The 17,898-nt window shown below is 64.0% G+C and carries 19 protein-coding genes; 8 read left to right on the top strand and 11 right to left on the bottom strand.

Annotated elements, in window-relative coordinates; all coding sequences use genetic code 11:
- The first annotated feature begins 24 nt into the window (after positions 1 to 24).
- Together EN874_RS17575 and EN874_RS17570 are read left to right on the top strand one after the other, a co-directional pair.
- Positions 25 to 462, top strand: a complete 438-nt coding sequence (locus tag EN874_RS17575; RefSeq protein ID WP_126085128.1) for a cytochrome c — start codon at positions 25 to 27, stop codon at positions 460 to 462.
- Positions 463 to 471: 9 nt separating this feature from the next.
- Positions 472 to 1,416, top strand: a complete 945-nt coding sequence (locus EN874_RS17570) for a cytochrome c (RefSeq protein ID WP_127426231.1) — start codon at positions 472 to 474, stop codon at positions 1,414 to 1,416.
- A 7-nt stretch (positions 1,417 to 1,423) separates the two neighbouring features.
- Here the strand turns inward: EN874_RS17570 and EN874_RS17565 are convergent, their stop codons facing one another.
- Together EN874_RS17565 and EN874_RS17560 are read right to left on the bottom strand one after the other, a co-directional pair.
- A complete protein-coding gene (locus EN874_RS17565) occupies positions 1,424 to 1,813 on the bottom strand; it encodes an SET domain-containing protein-lysine N-methyltransferase (RefSeq protein WP_127426230.1) in 390 nt (129 codons plus the stop codon).
- A 108-nt stretch (positions 1,814 to 1,921) separates the two neighbouring features.
- Positions 1,922 to 4,021 (bottom strand): S9 family peptidase, encoded by a 2,100-nt coding sequence (locus tag EN874_RS17560; protein WP_127426229.1) that lies wholly within the window; start codon positions 4,019 to 4,021, stop codon positions 1,922 to 1,924.
- A 208-nt stretch (positions 4,022 to 4,229) separates the two neighbouring features.
- On the opposite strand from EN874_RS17560, the gene EN874_RS17555 reads away from it, so the two are divergent.
- Both EN874_RS17555 and EN874_RS17550 read left to right on the top strand, forming a co-directional pair.
- Positions 4,230 to 4,499 (top strand): SH3 domain-containing protein, encoded by a 270-nt coding sequence (locus tag EN874_RS17555; protein ID WP_348631734.1) that lies wholly within the window; start codon positions 4,230 to 4,232, stop codon positions 4,497 to 4,499.
- A gap of 413 nt (positions 4,500 to 4,912) precedes the next feature.
- Positions 4,913 to 5,341 carry a MucR family transcriptional regulator gene (locus tag EN874_RS17550; RefSeq protein ID WP_126085123.1) on the top strand — a complete coding sequence of 143 codons (429 nt, stop codon included), beginning with the start codon at positions 4,913 to 4,915 and terminating at the stop codon, positions 5,339 to 5,341.
- A 139-nt stretch (positions 5,342 to 5,480) separates the two neighbouring features.
- Here EN874_RS17550 and EN874_RS17545 read toward each other — a convergent pair whose 3' ends face one another.
- Together EN874_RS17545 and EN874_RS17540 are read right to left on the bottom strand one after the other, a co-directional pair.
- Complete coding sequence (locus EN874_RS17545; RefSeq protein ID WP_127426467.1) at positions 5,481 to 5,909, bottom strand: SufE family protein; 429 nt, start codon at positions 5,907 to 5,909, stop codon at positions 5,481 to 5,483.
- A 147-nt stretch (positions 5,910 to 6,056) separates the two neighbouring features.
- Positions 6,057 to 6,440: a DUF5330 domain-containing protein gene (locus tag EN874_RS17540; protein ID WP_127426228.1), complete on the bottom strand. Its 384-nt coding sequence runs from the start codon at positions 6,438 to 6,440 to the stop codon at positions 6,057 to 6,059.
- A 533-nt stretch (positions 6,441 to 6,973) separates the two neighbouring features.
- Here EN874_RS17540 and EN874_RS17535 point away from each other — a divergent pair.
- The 3 genes from EN874_RS17535 (at position 6,974) to EN874_RS17525 (ending at position 9,891) form a co-directional block, all read left to right on the top strand.
- The gene (locus EN874_RS17535) at positions 6,974 to 8,716 is read left to right on the top strand and encodes a HAMP domain-containing sensor histidine kinase (RefSeq protein WP_127426227.1); all 1,743 of its coding nucleotides are present in this window, start codon (positions 6,974 to 6,976) and stop codon (positions 8,714 to 8,716) included.
- Entirely contained in the window at positions 8,691 to 9,473 is a 783-nt protein-coding gene (locus tag EN874_RS17530; protein ID WP_127426226.1) for a peptidoglycan-binding protein, read from the top strand. Before EN874_RS17535 ends, EN874_RS17530 begins: the two co-directional genes overlap by 26 nt.
- 70 nt (positions 9,474 to 9,543) lie before the next feature.
- Entirely contained in the window at positions 9,544 to 9,891 is a 348-nt protein-coding gene (locus EN874_RS17525) for a DUF1491 family protein (RefSeq protein WP_127426225.1), read from the top strand.
- Between the two features lie 133 nt (positions 9,892 to 10,024).
- On the opposite strand, the gene EN874_RS17520 is transcribed toward EN874_RS17525, so the two are convergent.
- From EN874_RS17520 to EN874_RS17495, 5 genes are all read right to left on the bottom strand, one after another.
- Entirely contained in the window at positions 10,025 to 10,444 is a 420-nt protein-coding gene (locus tag EN874_RS17520; protein ID WP_127426224.1) for a carboxymuconolactone decarboxylase family protein, read from the bottom strand.
- Positions 10,404 to 10,808: a MerR family transcriptional regulator gene (locus tag EN874_RS17515; protein WP_127426223.1), complete on the bottom strand. Its 405-nt coding sequence runs from the start codon at positions 10,806 to 10,808 to the stop codon at positions 10,404 to 10,406. The genes EN874_RS17520 and EN874_RS17515 overlap by 41 nt, the downstream gene beginning before the upstream one ends.
- Before the next feature lie 57 nt (positions 10,809 to 10,865).
- Positions 10,866 to 11,894 (bottom strand): DUF2336 domain-containing protein, encoded by a 1,029-nt coding sequence (locus EN874_RS17510; RefSeq protein ID WP_127426222.1) that lies wholly within the window; start codon positions 11,892 to 11,894, stop codon positions 10,866 to 10,868.
- Positions 11,895 to 12,331: 437 nt separating this feature from the next.
- Complete coding sequence (locus EN874_RS17500) at positions 12,332 to 12,880, bottom strand: DUF1254 domain-containing protein (protein WP_126085114.1); 549 nt, start codon at positions 12,878 to 12,880, stop codon at positions 12,332 to 12,334.
- Positions 12,873 to 13,457, bottom strand: coding sequence for a DUF1214 domain-containing protein (locus EN874_RS17495; protein ID WP_127426466.1), 585 nt, complete (start codon positions 13,455 to 13,457; stop codon positions 12,873 to 12,875). Before EN874_RS17495 ends, EN874_RS17500 begins: the two co-directional genes overlap by 8 nt.
- Positions 13,458 to 13,727: 270 nt before the next feature.
- On the opposite strand from EN874_RS17495, the gene EN874_RS17490 reads away from it, so the two are divergent.
- Positions 13,728 to 14,819, top strand: coding sequence for a DUF930 domain-containing protein (locus EN874_RS17490; protein WP_127426465.1), 1,092 nt, complete (start codon positions 13,728 to 13,730; stop codon positions 14,817 to 14,819).
- Between the two features lie 52 nt (positions 14,820 to 14,871).
- On the opposite strand, the gene EN874_RS17485 is transcribed toward EN874_RS17490, so the two are convergent.
- Positions 14,872 to 17,028 carry a penicillin-binding protein 1A gene (locus EN874_RS17485; RefSeq protein WP_127426221.1) on the bottom strand — a complete coding sequence of 719 codons (2,157 nt, stop codon included), beginning with the start codon at positions 17,026 to 17,028 and terminating at the stop codon, positions 14,872 to 14,874.
- 222 nt (positions 17,029 to 17,250) lie between these two features.
- Entirely contained in the window at positions 17,251 to 17,889 is a 639-nt protein-coding gene (locus tag EN874_RS17480) for a TetR/AcrR family transcriptional regulator (protein WP_127426220.1), read from the bottom strand.
- Positions 17,890 to 17,898: the final 9 nt, after the last annotated feature.

Raw genomic sequence — 17,898 nt, 5'->3', positions numbered from 1 at the left:
TCTCTTCACCATGGAGCCAATCGAATGAGAAAGCTTGTCATCGCCATCTCCTTGCTCGCCTTTGCCGGCTCGGTCGCGTATGCCGACCCGATCAAGGATCGCCAGGCCCTGATGAAGGAGCGCGGCAAGCTCGCCGGCCAGCTGTCGAAAGTGGTCAAGGGCGAGGAGGATTTCGATGCCGCCGCGGTGCTGACGACGTTGAAGGCCTTGCAGGCTAATGCCGAAAAATTCGATGCCGAGACGCTGTTCCCGGCTGGCAGCGACAAGGGCGACACGACGGCTGCGCCGAAGATCTGGGAAGACAAGGCCGGCTTCAATACGGCGGAAGACAAGCTGCTGACCGACGTCAAGGCCGCGGTTGCTTCGCCGCCGGCCGATGCCGATGCGCTGAAGGCGCAACTCAACACCATCGGCGGCGACTGCGGCACCTGCCATCAGACCTACAGGATCAAGAAGGGCTGACAGTCGGCCATGGGCTGGCTGAGGAAACTCATCGGCGTCGTCGTCGTTTTGGGCGGAGCCGGCGCGGTCGCCGGCTGGGCGCTGTCCGCGCCGGTCAGGCTCGATGCCGCGGCCGTCGCGCAACTCAGCCCCGGTGACGCCGCCAAGGGCAAGCGCATCTTCAATGCCGGCGGCTGCACGTCCTGCCACGCCAGACCCGGATCAAAAGGCGATGCCCGCCTGAACCTTGCCGGCGGGCTGGAGTTGAAGACGCCGTTCGGCATCTTCGTGCCGCCCAACATCTCGCAGGATATCAAGGACGGCATCGGCGCCTGGAGCGAGGAAGACTTCGCCAATGCGATGCTGAAGGGCGTTTCGCCCTCCGGCGAGCATTTTTATCCAGCCTTTCCCTACGCCTCCTACGCGCGCATGAAGCCGGCCGATGTCGCCGACCTCTATGCCTTCATGAAGACGCTGCCGGCGGTTGCCGGCAAGGCGCCCGGCCACAAGCTCTCCTTCCCCTTCAACATCCGCCGTGGCATTGGCCTCTGGAAACTTCTCTATCTCAGCCCCGAACCGGTGATTGCCTTGCCCGACGGCGCGCCGGCCAATGTGCTGGCTGGCCGCTATCTGGTCGAGGGGCCCGGCCATTGCGGCGAATGCCACACGCCGCGCGATTTTGCCGGCGGCGTCAAGAAGGCCGCATGGCTGGCGGGCGCCGTGGCCGCCGAAGGTTCCGGCGTCGTGCCCAACATCACCCCGCAGGGCGGCCCCAAGGATTGGTCGGAAGCCGACATCGCCAACTATCTCGAAACCGGCTTCACACCGGATTTCGATTCGGTCGGCGGCGCCATGGTCGACGTGCAGCGCAACATGGCCCAGCTGACAGCCGATGACCGCGCCGCGATCGCCGCCTACCTCAAGGCCATCCCGCCGCATCCCAACGGTTATCCGGCGCGCAAGCCATCCAAATAGTCTCAGGCTACGGGTGGCGGTCGCCCAGGAAGTCGAAGCCGTTTTCGAAAAAGTGGTTGTAGTCGCAGGTCAGTTCCTCGCCCGGCGCGATGTCGCGCAGCGCGTAGGTTTCCTCGGGCGAGGAGACGTCGCAGTTCGGCTCGTCGGCGTGATTCATATAGCGGGCGTCGTCCGCCTCGAAGACGATGAAGTTGGGATCGCGCCGGTCTGGATAGGAATAGCGGTCGAGATAGGATTTCACCGCGCCGGATTCGCCCTCATAGGTGTCGACGTGAATGCGCCGGTCGAACCTCGGATCGAGCTTCCAGATCAGCGTGCCGCGCGCGATGCGGTGTTTGGCGAAGACGCCGATGCCCTGAATGGGCGATTTGTCGAGATAGACGTCGACGAGCAGCATGACGAACCCTACGGATGACAGATGACGCGGCCTGGGAAACCGCGCCCAAAGAACCGAACCCAACCGAGCATTGCCTAACGCCTGGCCCTCACGATTGCGAGGGAAAAATCAGGCCTTGCCGGTCACTTTCAAGGCATAGGCGTAGATGTACGCGATCTCCTCCAGCCGCGAGAACCGGCCCGAGGCGCCGGCATGGCCGGACTCCATGTTGATCTTGAACAGGATCGGATTGTCGCCAGCCTTGCGGTCGCGCAGCCGCGCCACCCATTTGGCCGGCTCCCAATAGGTGACGCGCGGGTCGGTCAGTCCGGCCAGCGCCAGGATCGGCGGATAGTCGAGCGCCGCGACATTGTCGTAGGGCGAATAGGCCGCGATCGTGCCGTAGTCCTCGGCCGACGCGATCGGATTGCCCCATTCCGGCCATTCCGGCGGGGTCAGCGGCAAGGTTTCATCGAGCATGGTGGTGAGCACGTCGACGAACGGCACCTCGGCGACGATGCCGCCGAAACTCTCTGGCGCCATGTTGGCGACCGCCCCCATCAGCATGCCGCCGGCCGAGCCGCCTTGAGCGACGATGCGGTCGTGTTGCGTGTAACGCTCCGCCACCAGATGGCGGGCGGAAGCGATGAAATCGGTGAAGGTGTTCATCTTCTTCGCCCGCTTGCCGTCCTCGTACCAGCCGTAGCCCTTGTCCTTGCCGCCGCGCACATGGGCGATGGCGTAGACGAAGCCGCGGTCGACCAGCGACAGGCAGTTGGTGTTGAAGGCGGCGGGAACCGTGATGCCATAGGAGCCGTAGCCGTAGAGCTGGCAGGGCGCGGAGCCGTCGAGGGGGGTGTCGCGATGGTGGATCAGCGAGATCGGCACCAGTTCGCCATCGGCGGCCGGCGCCATCAGCCGGCGCGTCACATAGTGCTCCGGATCATGGCCGGAAGGCACTTCCTGCGTCTTCAGCAGGACGCGCTCCCGGCTGCGCATGTCGTAGTCGAACACCTGCGCCGGCGTCGTCATCGACGAATAGGTGAAGCGCATCACCTCGGTGTCGTATTCATAGGATCCGGAAAGGCCGAGCGAGAAGGCCTCCTCGTCGAAGGAAATGAGATGCTCCTCGCCGGTTGCCCGATCGCGCACGACGATGCGCGGCAGGCCCTCCTTGCGCTCCAGCCTGACCATGTGATGCTTGAAGCCAAGCACCGACAGGATAAGCCGGCCAGGTTCGTGCGGTACCAGTTCCGTCCAATTGGCACGCACCGGGTCCTCGACCGGCGCGGTCATTATCTTGAAGTCCTTGGCGCCGTCGGCATTGGTGAGGATGAAGAAGACGTCGCCGCCTTCTTCCAGATCGTATTGCAGGCCGCTCACGCGCGCCGCCACCAGCTTCGGCTCGCCGAAAGGTTCGTCCGCGCGCAGCAGGCGGTATTCGGAGGTTTCATGGTCGTTGATGCCGATCATGATCCAGTCGTTGGAGCGCGTGCCGCTGACGTCCATGAAGAAACCCGGATCTGTTTCTTCGTATATCAGCCGGTCGTTCTGCGGACTGTCGCCAAGTGCGTGGAAGAACACTTTTGACGGGCGGTGGTTGTCGTCGAGGCGGGTGTAGAAAAAGCCGTCGTCTCCGGCTTTCCACACGCCGCCGCCACCCGTGTCCGGGATCTGGTCGGTCAGGTCCCTGCCGCTGGCGATGTCGCGCACGCGCAGCGCGAAGAATTCCGAGCCCTTGTCGTCGAAGGCCCAGAGCAGCTTGCCATGGTCGGCCGAATGGTCGACGCCACCGAGACGGAAATAGGGCTTGCCCTCGGCTTCCGCGTCGCCGTCGAGCAGGATCTCCTCGGTGCTGCCATCGCGCGGAGTGCGGAAGTAGCGCGGCTGCTCGCCGCCGAGCTTGAAGGACGAGCCATAGGCATAGGGACCGTCCTTCATCGGTACGGTGGAGTCGTCTTCCTTGATGCGCCCCTTCATCTCTGCAAACAGCTCGGCGCGCAGATCGGCCGTATCGGCCATCAGCGTTGCCTGGTAGGCATTCTCGGCCTCGAGATGGGCGCGGATCGCGCCGTCGAGGAGCGATGGATCCCTGAACATCGCCTGCCAGTTGCCGGCGCGCATCCAGGCATAGTCGTCGGTGCGGGTGAAGCCGTGATGCACATCGAAGATGGGGTGTTTCTCGGGCCGCGGCGGGTTGGCGGTCGGGAAGGCGGAACTTCTGGTCATTACGTCTCGCTGTGGAATTTGCTTGAATGGCGAATGAACACACTGCTCAGCAGCGGTTCAAGGGGCAGGGTTCAAGGTGGTCTGCAGAAAGTAAGTCGAAGGGGGAAAGATGAAATCCTATGTTCGCGCCGCGGTGGCTGTTGCTGTCGCCTCGTCAGTCCTGGCCTTTTCCGGTCAGTCTCATGCAACCGTGTTCGCGGCCTAGCAAGTGGCCGGCGTGCCGTTCGGCGACACGCTCAACGCGCGCAAGTATCCGTCAAACACATCGCAAAAGCAGGCGGCCTATCCGAATGGCGCCGTCCTGCAGATGACCGGCCGCTGCACGGGAGGCATAGACCTGCTCGATATCGCCGGCCATCCGCACTGGAAGCAGCGGCAGGCGATCCGCTATCGCTGGTGCGAGCTCTGGCACGATCCGGCGCGGAACGGCCATTTCGTCACCGGCTGGGTCTACGGCAAGTACATCACACCCTATTGAGAGGTTCGTCGAGGCTGCTTGGTTGTTTGACCCGGTGACGAATGTCCGCGGCCTGTGGTCCGCAGGGTTCTTCGTCCTCACCGCCCAGGCTACCCAAGCATTAGTCAAGCATTGAGAGCCTTGTTCAGCGCCACCTGAGGTGTAAAAGCATTCTTGACGCCACGTCAGGCTGCGCTGGTCCGACCAGAAAAATCTCGCTAAGTTACACGGCGAACGAAATTTTGAAGCTGAATCAGCAATATTTGATGAATATCGCCGAATATAACTCAATAGGTGAATTGACTTACTTACAGCACAGCGTCATTAAGATAAGGCGACGCGAATCGCACGGCTTGCCTGCATGAAATTCGCGCGATGCCCGATCCAGAAAAGGGCGTAGTCTAGAAACAAACTCTCGTTGGGGCCTGAGCACAATGGATATCGTGGAAACACCTTCAAGGAATGGCGACGCGCTAATCGAACTGACCGCCGATGTCGTAGCGGCCTATGTCAGCAACAACCCGGTACCGGTCGGTGAACTGCCGAACCTGATCGCCGATGTCCATGCCGCGCTCGGCCGCGTCGGCGGCGCGACGGAGCAGCCGTCGGCCGAGAAGCAGAAGCCGGCTGTCAACCCGAAGCGCTCCGTGCATGACGACTACATCGTCTGTCTCGAAGACGGCAAGAAGTTCAAATCGCTGAAGCGCCATCTGATGACGCACTACAACCTCACCCCGGAAGAATATCGCGAGAAGTGGGGCTTGGACGCCAACTATCCGATGGTCGCTCCAAACTACGCTGCGGCCCGTTCGCAGCTGGCCAAGAAAATGGGCCTCGGCCGTAAGCCCAAGGGTCGCCGGTAGCGGCTTGCACCTTCGGCAAAGCGACGGCGCCCCGCAGGGCGCCGTTTTGTTTTTGAGGCAATTCCAGGAAAAGCGCGCGACGGTTTCCGCGAACGCGTGAACCCGCGGCGACGCGGTACGTCGCCGGGTCTGGGTTGAGTCAGGCGGTCTGTTTCAAGGCCGCTTCCGCGTCGCGCTTGATGCGCTTGACCATCGAGCGAAGGCCGTTGGCGCGCTGCGGCGACAGATGTTCGTCGAGGCCGAGCTCTTTCAGCGTGACCTCCGCGTCGGTGCTCTGGATCTGGCTGGCCGGCCGGCCGGAGAACAGCGCCAGCATGATGGCGACCAGGCCGCGCACGATGTGGGCGTCCGAATCCCCTTGGAAGCTGATCACCGGATCGACGCCTTCTCCCTGCTCGGTGGTCAGCCACACCTGGCTAACGCAGCCCGGCACCTTGTTGGCCGGTGTGCGCTCGGCCTCGGGAAACGGCGGCAGCGCCTCGCCGAGCTCGATCACATAACGGTAGCGGTCCTCCCACTCGTCGAGCAGGGAGAAGTCGTCGCGGATCGTTTCGATCGAGGTCGTCATTGCCCGCATATAGTGACCCGGCGCCGCCGCGTCACGGAAAAAGAAAGACGCCGCGGGCGTCGAGAGGTCGGACGGGCCCGCGGCGTTAGAGCAATTCCAGGAATTGCGCTAAAACTAAAGCAGCCGAGCGAACGGCTGGAAGGTATCTCAGTTCTTCGCCGTCAGCATCATCGGAATGTTGACCTTGGCGGGCAGCACGATGTCCTTAGCGACGCTGCCGGTGGTCTCGGCGGAGGTTTCCGCCACCTTCGCTCCCGGCCTTTCGGACTGCTGGTCGTCAAGCATGGCTGCGGCGATCTTGGCGGTTTCCTGGGCGCGGACGGTGATGGTGTGCATGGCAGATTTGCCGGTCTCGCAGACGTCCGGCTTGCGCTCGCAGATGCCGGCAATGTCGCCGACCGCCTCGCGCGCCGCAAACAGCGCCTGGATCGGCCCGACCGCCTCGCGGCCATCCTCGTCCGGGCCGACGCTGAGCGGCAGCGCCAGGAGCACCAGCGAAAACCAGAAAGCCATCCTGATCAGAAAGCCCATCTCAATGCCTCTCGTCCGTGACCGGATCATGCATCCATCGGCATGACCTCTTTTATGGGCGGGATAGTGGCATAGCCGCGCAAAGGACGGCTTGCGCCGAAGCCGCGAATTTTCTGCAAATTTTAGATAAATTCGAAAGGATTGGTTTTCGAGATTGATTTCATTCAAATCTCATCGATTGCATTAACTTTATGATAACCATCTATATATCTGTTTTAAAAGGAAAATTTCGAAAGGGAGAAGCGTCGGCGCGGGATTTCCGGCAAGCCCTGGCGCGGCTGTTGCAGCTAACGCTCCATTTACCATGGCGGCAGATCGACGGGCTTTCCCACGCCGGCGTCCCAATATTTGCCGCGGGCGGAGCGCTCGTCTCGCCTGCCTTATCCATTCCTTAAACGCTGGGTGCGAGTTTCAAGCCAATCAAGAGTCACCTGCAAAGCAGGGCAGCTTCACGACCGGGTACGAGTGCGTTGAGTTCGATTACGGCCAGATACGTTCATCTGCCTGGCGCGGTTGCCGCCGGCTGCGAACGCATGGTTCATCCGACCGTCACGGGCGAGGCCGAGCGCCTGCGCCAGCGCCGCTTCATCGGTGTCATGCTCGCCGCTCCCTTTCTCGCCGCGGGCGCGGCGGTGACGCTGGTCACCTCCAGCCTCGGTGCGGCCGTCACCGTGGCCGCGATCTTCGGCGCTTTCGGCCTGTGCTGGTTCGCGGCGCTTTTCGTTGCCGCCACGGGCCGCATGGCGTTCGCCGGCCGTGCGGCAGTCGCGATGGGTGGCCTCGCCCTTGCCGGCGCGATTGCCGCGGCAGGTGGCCTGGCCTCGCCGGTCGCGCTGCTTGCCGTCGCTTTCCCGCTCGAGGCCTGGTGGATCGCCGGATCGCGCCGCGCTGCCCTTTCGGGTGCGTTGGCTGCTGTCGCCGCCATTCTCCTGCAGCCTATCGCGGATCAGGTCCTGCCGCTCGGTGCGGGCGGGACCGCCACTTGGCACTGGGTGCTGCCGCTTGCCTGGGCGCTTACGCTCTTGCCGCGCGCGGCGGCCTTCGCCAACCCGGGTAACGCGCGCCAGCCGCAACCTGCAGCCGACCGTCTCGAGGAGATCATCGACGCCGTCGTGCTGCGCGTCGGCCGCCAGGGCGAAGTGCTCGACGCTTCGGCCAAGGCGCGCTCCGTTCTGAGGCTGGCGCCGGAGCTCTTGCTCGGCACGGGCCTGTTCGAGCGCGTCCATCTTTCCGACCGCGTCGCCTATCTCACCGCGCTCGCCGACATGCGCGAGGGCGCGCCGAAGCGCCGGCTCGACCTGCGCATCCGGCTGCCGCGCGACGGTGGCGGCGCGGCCGACAATTTCCGCCCGTTCCGCCTGGAATTGATGCGCGGCGCGCTTGAGCAGGACATCTTCACCTTCGTGCTTCGTGAGAACGACGACGTCGCAATGCTGCGCGAAGAACTTGCCTCGGCCAGGGAGGCTGCGGCTGCCGCCGAAGTGGCCAAGGGCCGTTTCCTGGCGGTGGTCAGCCACGAGCTGCGCACACCGCTCAACGCCATCATCGGCTTTTCCGACATGCTGCTGCACGAGATGTTCGGCGCCTTCCGCGATCCGCGCCAGAAGGAATATGTCGGGCTGGTCAGGGAGTCCGGCCAGCATCTTCTGTCCGTCGTCACCTCGATCCTCGACGTCTCGCGCATCGAGGCCGGCGCCTATACGACGGAGCTCGAACCGTTCCGCTTCGCCGATGCCGTCGATATGTGCCGCTCGATGATGCGGCCGCTGGCCGACGCCAAGAGCATCGCTCTCGGTGGGCAGATCGCGCCGGACGCCGGCGAGATCAACGCGGACCGCCGCGCGGTGCAGCAGATCCTGATCAATCTGGTTTCCAACGCCGTGAAATTCACGCCCGACGGCGGCAGCGTGGTTATCGGCGCCAAGCGCGTCGGCTCGCGGCTGCATTTCTGGGTGAGCGACACCGGCATTGGCATCGCCGAGGAGGATATGGCCAATCTCGGCAAGCCGTTCATGCAGATCCAGAACGACTATACGCGCCGTTTCGAGGGAACCGGGCTCGGCCTTTCGCTGGTCAAGGGCCTGGTGGCGCTGCACGAGGGCACGATGTCGATCGAGAGCGCTCCGGGCGAGGGCACGACGGTGACGATCAGCCTGCCGATGAACGGACCGAAGCGGCGCTCGGGCGCGCCGTCCGGCGTGCTGCCGATGCCGGTTGCAAAGCCGAAGGGGGATGCAGATGGGGACAGCAATGGCTCGCTCCGCAAGACGGCCTAAGGTGGTCGAACCCGAGCGCGGCGTCCTTGCCGAGGGCGCCGTGGCGGTCGGCCAGATGATCTCGCGCAATCCGGTTATGGTCGGCGGCTCGACCGCCTTCCTGGTGACGCTCTTCTACGTTTCGGCCAACGCGCTCTGGTACCAGCCTTTCCCGCATACGGGCGCCTTCTTCGCCACCAGGAGCATCGAGAATTTCCCGCATGCCGTCTCCAATGAGCCGGAGACCACCATCAACATCGTGCGGCAGGCGCCGGCGCAGCCGGCTCCCAAGCCCGACCCGGCCGTCCAGCAGGTGCAGGGCATATTGAAGGATCTCAACTTCTACGACGGCACCGTTGACGGCCTCACAGGTCCGGCCACGCGGAGAGCCATCCAGGCCTATCAGGTCAAGGTCGGGCTGCCGTCATCCGGCGAGATCGACGACGCGCTGCTCGACCAGCTCGGCGCCCGGCAGACGACCGCGGCCATTCCGCATCCGGCGCCGAGACCGGCAACTGCGGCTCAGGCGGCCGCGCCGGTGCCGATCCCGGTCTCCGCCCCGGCCAATGGCGCGACGCAGACGCCGGACGCCCGCATCGTCAAGATCCAGGCCGGCCTCAAGGCCTTCGGCAATAACGACATGCAGCTCGACGGTGTCGTCGGCGCCCGCACCAAGGCCGCGATCAAAGAGTTCCAGGCGTTGTTCGGCCTGCCCGAGACCGGCGATCCGGACGAAGCGGTCTACGTCAAGATGCGCGAGATCGGCCTGACGAACTGAGGCCCTCTGCGGCCATTTCGGTTCCGCCGCCGATGCTGTAAGGACCGCGCATGTCGCCCGGAACCCTCTCATGCGCGTAACCACCGACCTTTGGGTATCGGCCCTTGTGCGACGCGTCTTCGGCGCCGGCGGTTTCGCGGCCGTGGTCAAGCGCGGCGCCACCGAGGCGGGCGCCGTCTTCGTGCTGTCGCGCGGGCGGATGGGAGAGGTGGTCCTCTATGGGCCGGCGCCGCAGACGAGCTACGATTCGGCCAAACCCGACGAGCGCTTCTTCATCCAGTTCGATACTAGCGAGGATGGCTCGGCCTTCGATGCGCGGCTGGAGCGGGAGAAGAAATTCGACCCCGACATCTGGGTTGTCGAGATCGAGGCAGGGACTGTTCCGGTCGAAGAGCTTCTTTCGGTGAAGACCGACTAGGCCGTAGACTCATGTGCGCGCAGCCACAGCCGCACTGAGGCAGGCTGGACCATTACGAGAACATTGGCGGCCAGGTGAATCCGTCCCAAAGCCTTCCAGGCGTGGTCGGATTCGCGAATGCAGTGAAGGTTCATCATGCCGCTTCCCCCTTTTGGACGGGAAACCGGGCGGCGAAGACTTCTTTGGCCGCAAACAGCCCGTTGAGCGCCGCAGGAAAGCCGGCATAAACCGCCATCTGTATGATGGTTTCGGTGATTTCGACCTTGGTCAGCCCGACATTCAGTCCCGCCTCGATATGGACCTTCAGTTGCGGGGTCGCGGTTCCCATCGCTGTCAGCGCCGCGATAGTCGCGATCTCACGGGCGCGCAGATCCAGGCCGGGGCGGCTGTAAATGTCGCCAAACGAGAACTCGAACACGTAGTTTGCGAAGTCGGGGGCAATGTCAGCCAGGGCGGCAATGACATTGTGGCCGGCCTGGCCGTCGATTTCAGCGAGCGCCCGCTTGCCGCGTTCAAGCCGGCTTTCGCCGACGTTCGGGGATTGGTGCGTCATAGTCCTTCATCCTCTGTTCCTTGCCGGCATATCCGGCAATCTTGGTGTCGAGGACGAGAAGGCAGGCTTGCAGCTTGGCCACATGCGCACGGACACGCTCACGGTGCTGTTCGAGCAACGCGCTGCGCTCCGCTTCCGTGTCGACGCCGCGCTCCCGCAAGGCCGCGTAACGCAGCATTTCCCGAATAGGCATCCCGGTCGTTTTGAGACGATCGAGAAATTCTATCCAGGTCAGGATTGACGCGTCGTAGTCGCGTTGGCCCGATTGGTCCCTGTCGGCATGGGGAAACAGCCCGATCCGCTCATAGTAACGGATAGTGTAGGCAGACAGTCCCGAACGCTTCGCCAGCTCGCCAATCTTCATCAACGCCCTTCTTTCGTCACGACGCACGGAAAGCTACGAGTTAGAGTGCGCTCTAAGTCAAGAGGCGCTTGTCACTTTGTCGTGTCGCGGAAATGCCGAGTTTCGCGACGACATCGGCGATGCCCGACGCCCGGCGCTGGCCGTCTCGGCGGCGTTGCCGCGGATCGCCCGCGACAGAGCCTCGGCCTTCCAGGCCCGCACCTTGTCGAGCGCCGCCTCGCGATGCAGCAGCCGGTAGCGGTCGAGGAACAGCCGGATCGCTTGCGGATGCGGGAATTCGCCCGGACAGACCGCGACCGCGATCAGGAAGGCTCTGTCCTCGCTGAGGTCGAGCGCCTTGAGCGCCGCGAGCAGTGCGGCGTAGCCCGACTGGTCGATGACCGAGCGGGCCGTGGCAAAATCGATGTCGAGCGCATCGGCAAGCGCCGTCTGGAAGAAGGCGGCGTTGCCGGTCAGCGCCGTCTCGCGCAGCCTCACATAGGTCGGCTGGCCGAGGAACAGGTTGACGGTGGCACCTTCGCCGGCGGGGCGCATCATCGAGCGCAGGCGGCGTCGCGCATCCTCTTCGGCCACGCCGGGATCCGGGCGATGGTCTTCGGTCGTGGAAGCGGGCTCCGGTTTCACCGGCGCGAGCTTGGTGACCGTCTCCGGTGGTCGCGTCTTGACCAGCGTCGGCTTCTCCAGCGCGCGGATCAGGTCTGCGATGGTCGCATTGAGCTGCTTGCGTCGTGCGATCGCGCGCGCATGCGGCAGGCCGTGGCGCCCGATCAGCGCGATGAGGTCGATGTCGCTCAGCGCATTCGAGCGGGTGAGCAGCGGCGCGGCGATCTCGACCGGCTCCTCGGCCAGCCGCCGCACCAGCGCGGTCGGCGCATACTCGCATTCGGAAAGCGCGGCGGCGACATAGCGGCGCGATTCGACCGACACCTCGTCGAACAGCGGCAGCGTCAGATCCTCGAGCTGGGCGATCTCGCGGCGCGAGGGGCGCGTCAGCGAGCAGAATGCGGACACGGCGGCGCGGAAAAGCCTTTCGGCTTTTCCCGTTTCGGTCCGGATAGCGATGTGCCTGAAATCCGAAGAAGACACGGAGGATACGCCCGATACTCGACACAGACCTGGCCCCGCGCAATCCGGCCGGGCCGGTTCCGCGTCTCCAGGGAACAAAGATCAAATTAGCCGCGATCCGTTAGCGCTCCGTTAACCCTCTGCCCGCCTTAATCAACTTTGGAGGCGTTGCGTTGTGCTCCGGTCAAACCGAGAGGAATGCGCGAACCATGGGCATGGTCCTGTCTTTTGTGCCGAGAACGGCACCGGTCAATCGAGTAAATCACGCTGCCGATACGGCGGCCGCGGTTATCATCTTCCCCGGCGTCCGCTACGAGCCGCAGCCGCAAGCCGGCGCGGGGCGCCAGGACTCCCCGGACAAGCCGCCGCGGCCTCCAGTGCCGCATCACTGAGCTTGCTCGCCAGAGCAATTCCAGGAAAAGTGTGTAGCGGTTTTCCGTCCGGAATTGCAGCAAATGCTAATAGTCCTGCAACTCGCAGGCGCTCTGCTCGAGGAAGCGTGACACGATCGGCTTCCAGCTGTCGTCGGGAACGAAGGCACGGACGACGAGGATGCCTTCCTCGATGGGCGCCTCGACGAAGATCGCGCCCTGAAGTTCCTCCGGAAGATCGCGCCGCACATCGATCATCTGCGCCGGTGTTAGCACCACGGCATCGAGCTTCTCGCTGTTGGCGTTGTGGTCGTTGAAGGAATAGATGTTGTGGCCGCTGCGGTCATAGACCGAGGCCGACCAGAACGGCACGTTGCCCGGCGCCCTGACCCGCACCAGCCCGTCGGCGAGATCGAAGCGGCAGGCGGCGGCATAGAACATCGGGTCGACCGACTTCACCACCGGCGCGCCGCCGGCCTCGGCGTCCAGGCGCGTCATCTTGTAGAGGTCGGAAGCCATTGCCAGCCGCGACCAGGCATCGCGTTCGGAAAATTCCGGCACCAGGAACAGCACCGCGATGTGCACGATGCCGGCGCCGAGCAGCCCGAGGATCAGGGCATGCAGCAGTCTACGCATGGCAGCCGGCCTTCAGGATGCGCGGCAGCGTCACGTCGGAAAGCCCGGTGCTCGAAGCGATCGGCGTGTCGTAGAAGGTGAGCACGAAATACATCTTGCCGAAGCCGCTGGTGAGCAGCCAGTTGCCGGGGGCAGGGCGGTCGCCGACCGAGATGACGACCGAATTGTCGGGTTGGCGCAGCACCTCGTAGGATTGCAGCGCGGCCTGCCTTGCCTTGCCGATGTCGATGACGCCGAGCGACTGGTCGGCGGCATAGAGCGTCCAGAACCGCGCCGTCGGATAGCCCCCCTCGATCGTATAGGCGCATTGCCGCTTCAGCGGCTCGCCGGCTTCGTCGCGCGCGGCGACGAAGGACAGCCCCTCCGCCCGGCCGAGCGCCAGCACGCCCTCGCGCGCCACGCGTGCCTTGGAATAGGGGTCGGCGGTCTGGGTGCCGATTTCTGGAAAAGCGGTCCATTGGCCGATACGGATCGCGCCGACGCCATCCTGCGCGTTGAGGGCGTACCAGACGCTGCCGCCGCCGAGGCCGATGGCGATTGCAAGCGAAAGCAGCGTGAGGAAGGCGGTCTTGAGCATGCAGGGCCGGAACTGAGGAGGTTGTTCGGGATATCGCGGCGCGGGGTGGCGTGGCAAGCCGGCTCGCTCGAAGGCGTGGCGATATTCAGGTGAAACCGGCATGCAAATGGCGGCTTCCCGCGCTTCCGGAACTCACGTGATGGCATACGGCCACCAAGTCGTTTTCTGCCGGACAAGCAGCAGAAGGTTCCCTCCCGCGGCGCCGCAGGTGGCCATTCAATCGGGTGTCTGTGCTTGAAGCGGCCGCCATTTGGTTCCACATCGACCGGGATGAAGGGCGAGACGGAAGAACGGCGTTGGAATTTGGCTTGGGCCTTGCCCGCGTCGCTGATCCTGCATGTGCTCATCGCGGCGTTTCTGGTCCATGGCCTGCCGAGACCTGCCCAATCGCCGGATCAGGACCAGCCGGTCAATGTCGCGCTCGTGCCTCCGCCCGAGCAGCCGAAACCGAAGCCTCAGCCCGCGCCGCAGCCAAAGGAGCCGAAGGCTGAAAAACCGCCCGAGCAGAAAGTCGAAAAGCCGCCTCTGCCGGAAAAGCAGCCACCGAAGCCACCGCCAATCGCTGTGCTAAAGCCCGTTTTTCAATACGGCGACAAGGATACCGGCCCGAGGAAATCCCTGGATGGAGGCGGCGATCGAGACAATGCGCCATCGCCGGCCAAGGATGACGATTCCAAGCCGCCTGCCGCGCCGAAGCCGGCGGAGAAGCAATCTGCCGCGCCGGCAGACGCCGATCAGCAGGCAGATCCAAGCAAGACTGACGACAAGCCGGCAACCGCCGCGACAGACGCCAAGCCCACGCAGAGCGAGGAAAAGCAGGCAGCTCAAAACACGAATAAACAACAGGCGGACGGGCAAGAGGCAGGTGCGCAGACCGCCGACAAGCCCCAACCCGCAAACGCGCTGAAGTTCAAGCCTGCAAAGGGATCGAAGTCCCGAAGCAGGAACGCCGGGACGCCAGGTTCCACCAACGCCGCCGTTGCTGGGTCGCCGACCTATTCGGGCCTTCCAGGTGTTCGAAAGCTCTACTCGCAGGGCGCTACCGGCGATGCGCTGGCCACAAGCTCGATGACCGGCGTGCCTCGCGATCAGCGAGTTGCCAACCTTTGCGGCAGCGTTTTGAACCAGGAATTGCAGGACGCCTCTTATTCTCCCAAATGGCTGCCATCTATTCCGCTGAAGGTGGGCAACGTTCTTAGCCCCCTGCAGACCGCCTTCAGCACCACAACCAAGTGGTACCGCCTAAGCTTCCGGTGCGAGGTCGACGCCGACGCGACGAGGGTCTTGTCGTTCAACTTCCGTGTCGGCGCTGAAATCCCACCTGGCGAATGGGCCCGTCTCAGATTGCCCAGTCTCCACTAAAGCATGCTCCCGGGAACCGGCTTCGGGACAAGGGCGTGTGCAGGATCAAATCCTAAAGCGCCGACAGCGTCTCCGGCGAAGTCGGCGCGTCGAGCACAGGCGCCGCCTCGAACGTCCTGGTCATCTCGCGCAGCATCTGGGTGGTGCGGCTGGAGAGCACCGGCGGGCGCTCGGCTTCCGCCTGCGCCGCCGCATCCGCGGCCTCCTTCTTGGCCGCCTCCTCAGCCTTGGCGGCGACCTCCGGGTCGACCCATGGATGCTCGAGGCCGGGGATCGGCTTCAGGTCGATGTTCTGGTGCGCGTAGGCCATCAGCCGCTGCCACACCATCGCCGGCAGCGAGCCGCCGGTCATTTTGTTGCTCGGCGTGAAATCGTCATTGCCGAGCCAGACGGCGGCCGTGTAGTTGCCGGTGAAGCCGACGAACCAGGCATCGCGGTAGGATTGCGTGGTGCCGGTCTTGCCGGCGACGACGATGTTGGGAAGCTGGGCGCGCCTGGCCGTGCCGATCACCGGCACCGCGGCCAGCATCGTGTTCATGTATTTCAGCGCCTTCTCCGACAGCACGCGGTGCGGCGGCGGCGCGTCCTTGGTCCAGTCATAGACAACGTCGCCGGTGCGGGTGACGAGCTGGGTGATGCCGTGCCTGGAGCCGACGAAGCCGTTCTGGGCGAAGACGCTGTAGCCGGTCGCCTGATCCATCACCGTCATCAGGGATGTGCCGAGCACCATGGTCTTGTGCGATTCAAGCGGCGACTCGACGCCCATCGATTCCGCCATCGCCTTGATCGGACCGATGCCGAGATGGTCCTTGGCGAGCCGCACCGGCACGGTGTTGATCGACTTGGCGATCGCCGTGATCAGCGTCACGTTGCCGGCCGAGCCGCCATTGTAATTGTGTGGCGACCAGCTGCCCCAGCTGATCGGACCGCCGGAAACCACCGAGTCCGGGGTGAAGCCGTGCTCCATCGCGGTGGCGTAGACATAGGGCTTGAACGACGATCCGGTCTGGCGCAGCGCCTTGGTGGCGCGGTTGAACTGGCTGGCGCCATAATCGCGGCCGCCGACGATGGCGCGCACCGCGCCGTTCGTCTCGATCACCACCACCGCGCCCTCGGTGACGTTGTATTCCTTGCCGAACTGGCGAAGGTGGAACTCAACCGACTCTTCCGCCGCCTTCTGGATGTTGGCGTCGAAGGTTGTATGGGCGACCAGCGAATGCTGGCCGGGCCTGGCGATCTTCTTGACCTCGTCGAAGGCCCAGTCGAGGAAATAGTCGGGGCTCTTCTGCTCGCCGCGGTCGACGACATCGGCTGGATGCAGCCGCGCCTGCAGCACCTGGCCCTCGGTCATGAAGCCGGAATCGACAAGATTGGAGAGCACCACATTGGCGCGCGCGCGCGCCGCCGGCAGGTTGATGTGCGGGGCGTATTTGGTCGGCGCCTTGAACAGGCCGGCCAGCATTGCCGCCTCCGCGAGGTTCAGGTCTTTGACGCTCTTGCCGAAATAGAAATCCGCCGCCGCCTCGATGCCGAACGTGCCGCCGCCCATATAGGCGCGGTCGAGATAGAGCTGCAGGATCTCCTTCTTGGAGAGGTTGGCTTCCAGCCACAGCGAGAGGAACGCTTCCTTGATCTTGCGCTCCAGGGTGCGCTCGTTGGACAGGAACAGGTTCTTGGCGAGCTGCTGCGTGATGCTGGAGCCGCCCTGGACCACCGAATTGGCGCGCACATTTTCGAAGATCGCCCGCGACAGGCCGAGCACGTCGATGCCGTAGTGGTCGAAGAAGCGCCGGTCCTCGGTCGCCAGCACCGCCTTGATGACGATGTCCGGCATTTCGTCGACCGGCACGGAATCGCGCTGGATGATGCCGCGCTGGCCGATCTCGTTGCCGTAGCGGTCGAGGAAGGTGACGGCGAAGTCGCCCTGGTTGCGCCAATCGCCGCCGGTGATCTCGAAGGCCGGCATGGCGAGCGCCAAAAGCACCACGAAGCCGCCTGCGCCCATGGTGAAGCCTTCGCTCAGCACCTCGATGATGGCGCGCCGCCAGCCATGCAGGCGGAAACGGCGGGAAAAGATGGTTGCGGCTTCCCAGAATTCGCGCGCCTTGAAGCCGATTTCATAGAGCGAGGAATCGAGCCACGCGTCGACAGCAAGAGCCGCCGAGGCGATCCGGCCTCTTCTCTTGCGTGGTTTCGAAGGACTTGCCATTCCGGAATTCCGCCCCAACGCACTTTCGACCGAAATCGCATCGACGATTTCGGGCGACCCCCTGCAAGACTAATCGACCATTTTATCACCGCTCACAAGGGCAGCGAAGCCACACCCAGGCTTTGTTTGAACGCTAAGGTTGATTGTGCCTAGAGCAATTCCAGGAAAAGTGTGTAGCGGTTTTCCGTCCGGAATTGCGTGACACAAATACTTAGAGCGATATCATCGCGCCGCGATGAAGCGCATGAAATGCGCCACATCCGCCTCCGTCGGTTCCTGGCCGGTGAAGGAGCGCAGATAGGCGGCGAGATGGCTGACGCGGGCCTCGACCGGCTCCTTGAGGTCGAGCACGTAATAGCCGATCTGCATATAGTAGAGCACACGCGCCCGGATGAAGGCGTCCTCGTCGTCATAGCCGTGCCGGCGATACATGTCGCGGATGGCGGTGAGGCGATCGTCGTCGGCCTGGTCGATCATGCGCCGCACGTCGTCGGAACGGCGTGCCCATTCGCGGACCGCGAAATCGAGCCTCGGGTCGAACAGGCGCTCGTCGGCCCAGCATTCGAAGACGTTCATCACGCCCATGATGATGGTTTCGGACGGGCGCCGGGCGCGCTCGACGATCGCCGTGGTGTTGGTGTCGTGCCAATGCTTGAGCAATTGGTCGAGCAGGTCCTGCCGGCTTTCGAAATACCAGTAGAAGCTCGATCGCGACACGCCGAGCTTCTGCCCGAGCGTGAGCACGCGCACGCTCTCGATGCCGTCTGAAATCAGCGTCTCTAGCGCCAGATTGATCCAGTCCAGGCGCGTGACCTTGATGTTGGCGGGCGCCGGCTCGGACTGCGGAGCGGTCATGATCATGGCCGCACA

This window comes from Mesorhizobium sp. M1D.F.Ca.ET.231.01.1.1, from assembly GCF_003999155.2.
Classification (GTDB): Bacteria; Pseudomonadota; Alphaproteobacteria; order Rhizobiales; family Rhizobiaceae; genus Mesorhizobium.
This window is presented reverse-complemented; position numbering and strand designations above follow the sequence as displayed.

What these genes read in the sequence shown, in the direction of transcription:
- EN874_RS17530 (WP_127426226.1), top strand. Translation starts at nt 8,691, where the DNA reads ATGGCTCGCTCCGCAAGACGGCCTAAGGTGGTCGAACCCGAGCGCGGC.
- EN874_RS17515 (WP_127426223.1), bottom strand. Translation starts at nt 10,808, where the DNA reads ATGAAGATTGGCGAGCTGGCGAAGCGTTCGGGACTGTCTGCCTACACT.
- EN874_RS17490 (WP_127426465.1), top strand. Translation starts at nt 13,728, where the DNA reads ATGAAGGGCGAGACGGAAGAACGGCGTTGGAATTTGGCTTGGGCCTTG.
- EN874_RS17565 (WP_127426230.1), bottom strand. Translation starts at nt 1,813, where the DNA reads ATGCTGCTCGTCGACGTCTATCTCGACAAATCGCCCATTCAGGGCATC.
- EN874_RS17520 (WP_127426224.1), bottom strand. Translation starts at nt 10,444, where the DNA reads ATGACGCACCAATCCCCGAACGTCGGCGAAAGCCGGCTTGAACGCGGC.
- EN874_RS17545 (WP_127426467.1), bottom strand. Translation starts at nt 5,909, where the DNA reads ATGACGACCTCGATCGAAACGATCCGCGACGACTTCTCCCTGCTCGAC.
- EN874_RS17485 (WP_127426221.1), bottom strand. Translation starts at nt 17,028, where the DNA reads ATGGCAAGTCCTTCGAAACCACGCAAGAGAAGAGGCCGGATCGCCTCG.
- EN874_RS17550 (WP_126085123.1), top strand. Translation starts at nt 4,913, where the DNA reads ATGGATATCGTGGAAACACCTTCAAGGAATGGCGACGCGCTAATCGAA.
- EN874_RS17560 (WP_127426229.1), bottom strand. Translation starts at nt 4,021, where the DNA reads ATGACCAGAAGTTCCGCCTTCCCGACCGCCAACCCGCCGCGGCCCGAG.
- EN874_RS17570 (WP_127426231.1), top strand. Translation starts at nt 472, where the DNA reads ATGGGCTGGCTGAGGAAACTCATCGGCGTCGTCGTCGTTTTGGGCGGA.
- EN874_RS17575 (WP_126085128.1), top strand. Translation starts at nt 25, where the DNA reads ATGAGAAAGCTTGTCATCGCCATCTCCTTGCTCGCCTTTGCCGGCTCG.
- EN874_RS17495 (WP_127426466.1), bottom strand. Translation starts at nt 13,457, where the DNA reads ATGCTCAAGACCGCCTTCCTCACGCTGCTTTCGCTTGCAATCGCCATC.
- EN874_RS17535 (WP_127426227.1), top strand. Translation starts at nt 6,974, where the DNA reads ATGGTTCATCCGACCGTCACGGGCGAGGCCGAGCGCCTGCGCCAGCGC.
- EN874_RS17540 (WP_127426228.1), bottom strand. Translation starts at nt 6,440, where the DNA reads ATGGGCTTTCTGATCAGGATGGCTTTCTGGTTTTCGCTGGTGCTCCTG.
- EN874_RS17500 (WP_126085114.1), bottom strand. Translation starts at nt 12,880, where the DNA reads ATGCGTAGACTGCTGCATGCCCTGATCCTCGGGCTGCTCGGCGCCGGC.
- EN874_RS17480 (WP_127426220.1), bottom strand. Translation starts at nt 17,889, where the DNA reads ATGATCATGACCGCTCCGCAGTCCGAGCCGGCGCCCGCCAACATCAAG.
- EN874_RS17525 (WP_127426225.1), top strand. Translation starts at nt 9,544, where the DNA reads ATGCGCGTAACCACCGACCTTTGGGTATCGGCCCTTGTGCGACGCGTC.